The 3,865-nt window shown below is 59.6% G+C and carries 2 protein-coding genes; both read left to right on the top strand.

From position 1 onward, the window contains the following. The first annotated feature begins 52 nt into the window (after window positions 1-52). Window positions 53-1,000: a hypothetical protein gene (locus ACODTJ_RS28935; protein ID WP_488851660.1), complete on the top strand. Its 948-nt coding sequence runs from the start codon at window positions 53-55 to the stop codon at window positions 998-1,000. A gap of 111 nt (window positions 1,001-1,111) precedes the next feature. Continuing rightward, window positions 1,112-3,865 (top strand): DUF927 domain-containing protein (locus ACODTJ_RS28930; RefSeq protein ID WP_488851658.1); only part of this gene is annotated, 2,754 nt, incomplete at its 3' end.

The following is a 3,865-nucleotide window of genomic DNA, read 5'->3' as shown; positions in this document are numbered from 1 at the left end:
CCGCGCGTTCACCGGAATGAATTGGAAAGGCGAGGCAGCGTAGGAATGCCTCATGGCTAACACCAGTAGAACAATCAGCTTCACACCCACGGGCCTGACGAGCGGCCTGGAACTGCTGGCGATAATGTGCTGGCCCGAGACGGGAAAGCGTGCCGAGACACTCGTCTCCTTCGCCGCCGAAGTCATCCACCGGGGCGAAGGCTTCAGCACCGACGCAGCCGCGAACCCGATATATCCGCCGCCTGAAATTTCACTCGGCCTGCAACGCCATGGTGGATTCGCAGGCCACGCGCGACTTCAGCATTGGCCGTCACTAGGCGGCATCGCATTCATTGAGAATGCTGCAAATGTAGTTCGGGACGTGAGGGAACGCCTCTTTCTTCCAAACGGCGGATATCGCGGTGTAGCGGAAGCACCGGGCATGACCGAGATCGAGAGACAGATGGCGCACGCAATGCAGCACGGAGCGCTCGCATCGGCACTCTTGGTTTTGGCGATCGCGCGAATGGCAGCCAGCAAAGACCTGGAGACGAGCCCCTCGCTTGGAAAAGCAATCACGCTGCTAGAGGGCGTGAAGCTTCAGGTCAAAGCAAAGGTCACGCCCTCGGGATTCGGCCAGGAGAGGATACTGAAAAAGCATTGGAAACAGTGGTCGCCGGTCGCGCCATTGTGGGCAGCGGCGATAATCGCTGGTGGCTTCCAATGGCCTTCCGATGGCCTGTCGTTTGATGGGCCTGAGATGGCGGAACGGATTTTCGATGCTTTGAGCGATCCTCTGAGATTGGCGAAATTGTCCTCCTACAGCAACTGGCTTGCCGATCTCATGACGACGCTTGTTCCGTCCGGCGCGGCTCGCCCGCTTCTCGCACCGCATTCCATTTTTCGCCTCGATACGGGCCTTCCACCGCAGAGCCCGCCACTGCCCCCGCTTCAAGCATCCGAGATCGCGATCATTCGTGGGCATGAGACGGCAACCTTGAAGAAGTCCGATCTGGGATAACCAGTGCACGGCAGGCGGACACTGGTGTCCGGCCTTCCAGCACCGGCCAGCCGTTTCGCAAAACTTCGTCGCAACTTGGGCCGCAATCGGCACCTAGCGACGAGGTAGATCATGGAACTCGAACACGAAGACAAGAACTGGCCTTTCGACCAGGGCGGAACGACAGATGAAGTTGCCCGCTTGCGAAAGCAGATGTGGACGGCTGAATTCCGCCCGATCCCTGTCCGTAACGCGGATGATTCCGGTCCGTCGCCGGGGAAACGCCCGGACGGTGCAAACTGGCAAGTCCTGGCGCGGCAAAACCCTCCGTATGCTGTCGAGGCCCCCGTCTCTCCGGCGGCCCTCAACACCGGTCTCCTGTGTGACGGCCTCCGGCCCCTCGACATTGATGTAGAGGATGAGGCTACTGCCGCTCGAATTCGGATGCTGGCCCTGGACATGCTGGGTCCCGGACCGGTGAAGACGCGTTCGAACAGCGTCAAGTGCACCATCCTATACCGTGCGGCAGAAGGAGAGCCGCGTAAACTTCACCGGACCGGGGCCTCGCACGACAGCAAGACTGCGGGAGCGAGCATGAAAATCGAAGTGCTCGGCTGGGGGAATCAGATGGTCGCTTATGGCCTGCATGAGACCGGCGTCGCTATCCAATGGGAAAACAACATGGGTCCGGGGACCGGCGTGGTCCTCGCCGACCTTGCTCCAGTTACCGAAGAGCAGGTCGAGCGTTTCCTCGATGCTGCGGGTGAACTGATTGGGGCAACGACCCAGACTCGGCAGATGAGCCTCGACGAGACCAGCGTGCACCCGCCGCGCATGCAGCACCACGGAGCAGAAGCAGAGCCGTCCGACGTGGCCCGCGCGCTCAACGTGATCCCGAACGACGGTCCCGCCGACTGGAATGACTGGAAGCGCATCGGCCTTGCGGCGTATGCGGCAACAGGCGGGTCCTGGGATGGGTTCGATGCGTTCGATAGCTGGAGCCGCAAGAATCCAGCCTATGACGCCCGGAAGACTCAGCAGGCGTGGGAGGAAATGCGCCGGTCGCCTCCGTCCAACATCGGTGCCGGTACCTTGTTTTTTCTGGCGCGGCAGGCTCGTCCCGATTGGCAGCCATCCGAGCGCCTCCGGGACAACGCTTCCGTCGCAACGCAGTCACGGCTCGAAATGAGATTACCGCAGGGCTTCTCCCTGGCCAGCGATGGTGTCTGGTTTGTCGATCCGCACCCAAAGAAGGAGGGAGACGCAGAGGAAAGGTGGGTGTGCGGGCCGCTGAAAATCATCGGCGAATGCCGCGACACGAACAGTTACGGCTGGGGTGTTGTAGTCGGATGGACAGACAATAGCAGTGTGCCACACGAGGCTATCGTCGCGCGACGGCAGCTTCCGTCGCCAGATGGTGGCTCCTCGATCGCGGCTATGCTGGAGGATGGTGGTCTTCGATGCGGAGATTCACGGCTTCTACGTAAGTTCTTCCAGGGGCTCCATACAGATCGCAAGCTGCGGTTGGTGCCTACAACCGGGTGGCACCAAGACGACGCAGGTTATGTGTACGCGCTGCCAACGGGGGAAGTCTTCGGCCCAACGGAACATAACGTCATTCTCGATCCCCAATCACGACGTGTCGGCGATGAAGTCGGTCAGGCTGGCACCCTGGATGAATGGCAAGATCAGGTAGCTCAATATGCCGTGAATAATTCCCGAGTAGCCTTCTTTATGTCTGCTGCATTCGCGGGAACTCTATTGAACGTAAATGCAGAACCTAGCGGCGGAATACATCTTGTCGGAAAAAGCCGATCAGGTAAATCAACATCCCTTTTTGCCGCTGCGTCTGTCTGGGGCAAGGGAACTCGTAAGGTAATGCAGTGGCGCGCTACCTCGAACGGTCTCGAAGCGATCGCGAAAGCTTCCAGTGATGGCGTAATACTTCTCGACGAGATCGGTCAGGCGAACGGAAAGGAAGCTGGAGACGCCATCTACATGTTGGCTAACGAAGGAGGAAAGCAGCGGGCCAATGTGCATGGCGGCGCGCGAGAGCGCGTATCCTGGCGAGCCATCATGCTCTCGACCGGTGAGATCGGCCTCGAAAGCAAGATGAATGAAGCGAACCGCTCTATGGCTACGGGTCTGCACGTTCGCCTCGTCAACGTAGAGGCGGATGCCGGGGTTGGTCTGGGTGCGTTTGAGCATCTTCATGACAAGGCATCGCCAGCAGCACTCGCAGATCATCTCAGGGAGGCGTCAGGTCGCCACTATGGCGTAGCAATTCGGAAATTCCTTGAAGATGTCTCCCACCTTCGTGCGAACGGAGATACCGAATTGCGTGATCTCGTCGAGGGTTTCCGCCAGCAGTTCCGCGAAGCGAATGTTCCTCCGGGTGCAGATGGACAGGTCGAATCCGTGGCCGGGCGCTTCAGCCTCATCGCTGCCGCTGGCGAACTCGCCACGGCGCTGGGAATTTTGCCCTGGCCCAAAGATGAGGCGCTGCGCGCAGCCGGTAAATGCTTCGCCGTTTGGCTCTCGGCTCGCGGCCATTCTGGTGCTGGGGAAGACGAGGCCGCGATCAAACACGTCAGGCGCTTTGTCCTCTCTCATGGCATGACGCGGTTCGCGCCCAGCGATGTCCCCAACGAGGTCATTCGGGATCGCATCGGGTGGCGTCGAGAAACTCAAACAGGCTCTGCCTATCTCTTTCACAAGGACCTTTGGGATCAGGAAGTATTCAAAGGGGCAATGATCGATCCCAGGAGGGCTTTGGAAGCCCTCAATCGCGCCAATCTCTTGGAAACGAATGAGGGGCGTCTGACATTCCGCATGAGTATCGGCGGGCAGAAAATCCGCGTTGTTTGGGTCAGGCCCACCATCATC

The sequence above is a fragment of the Allobosea sp. FG18 genome, assembly GCF_057809495.1.
This window is presented reverse-complemented; position numbering and strand designations above follow the sequence as displayed.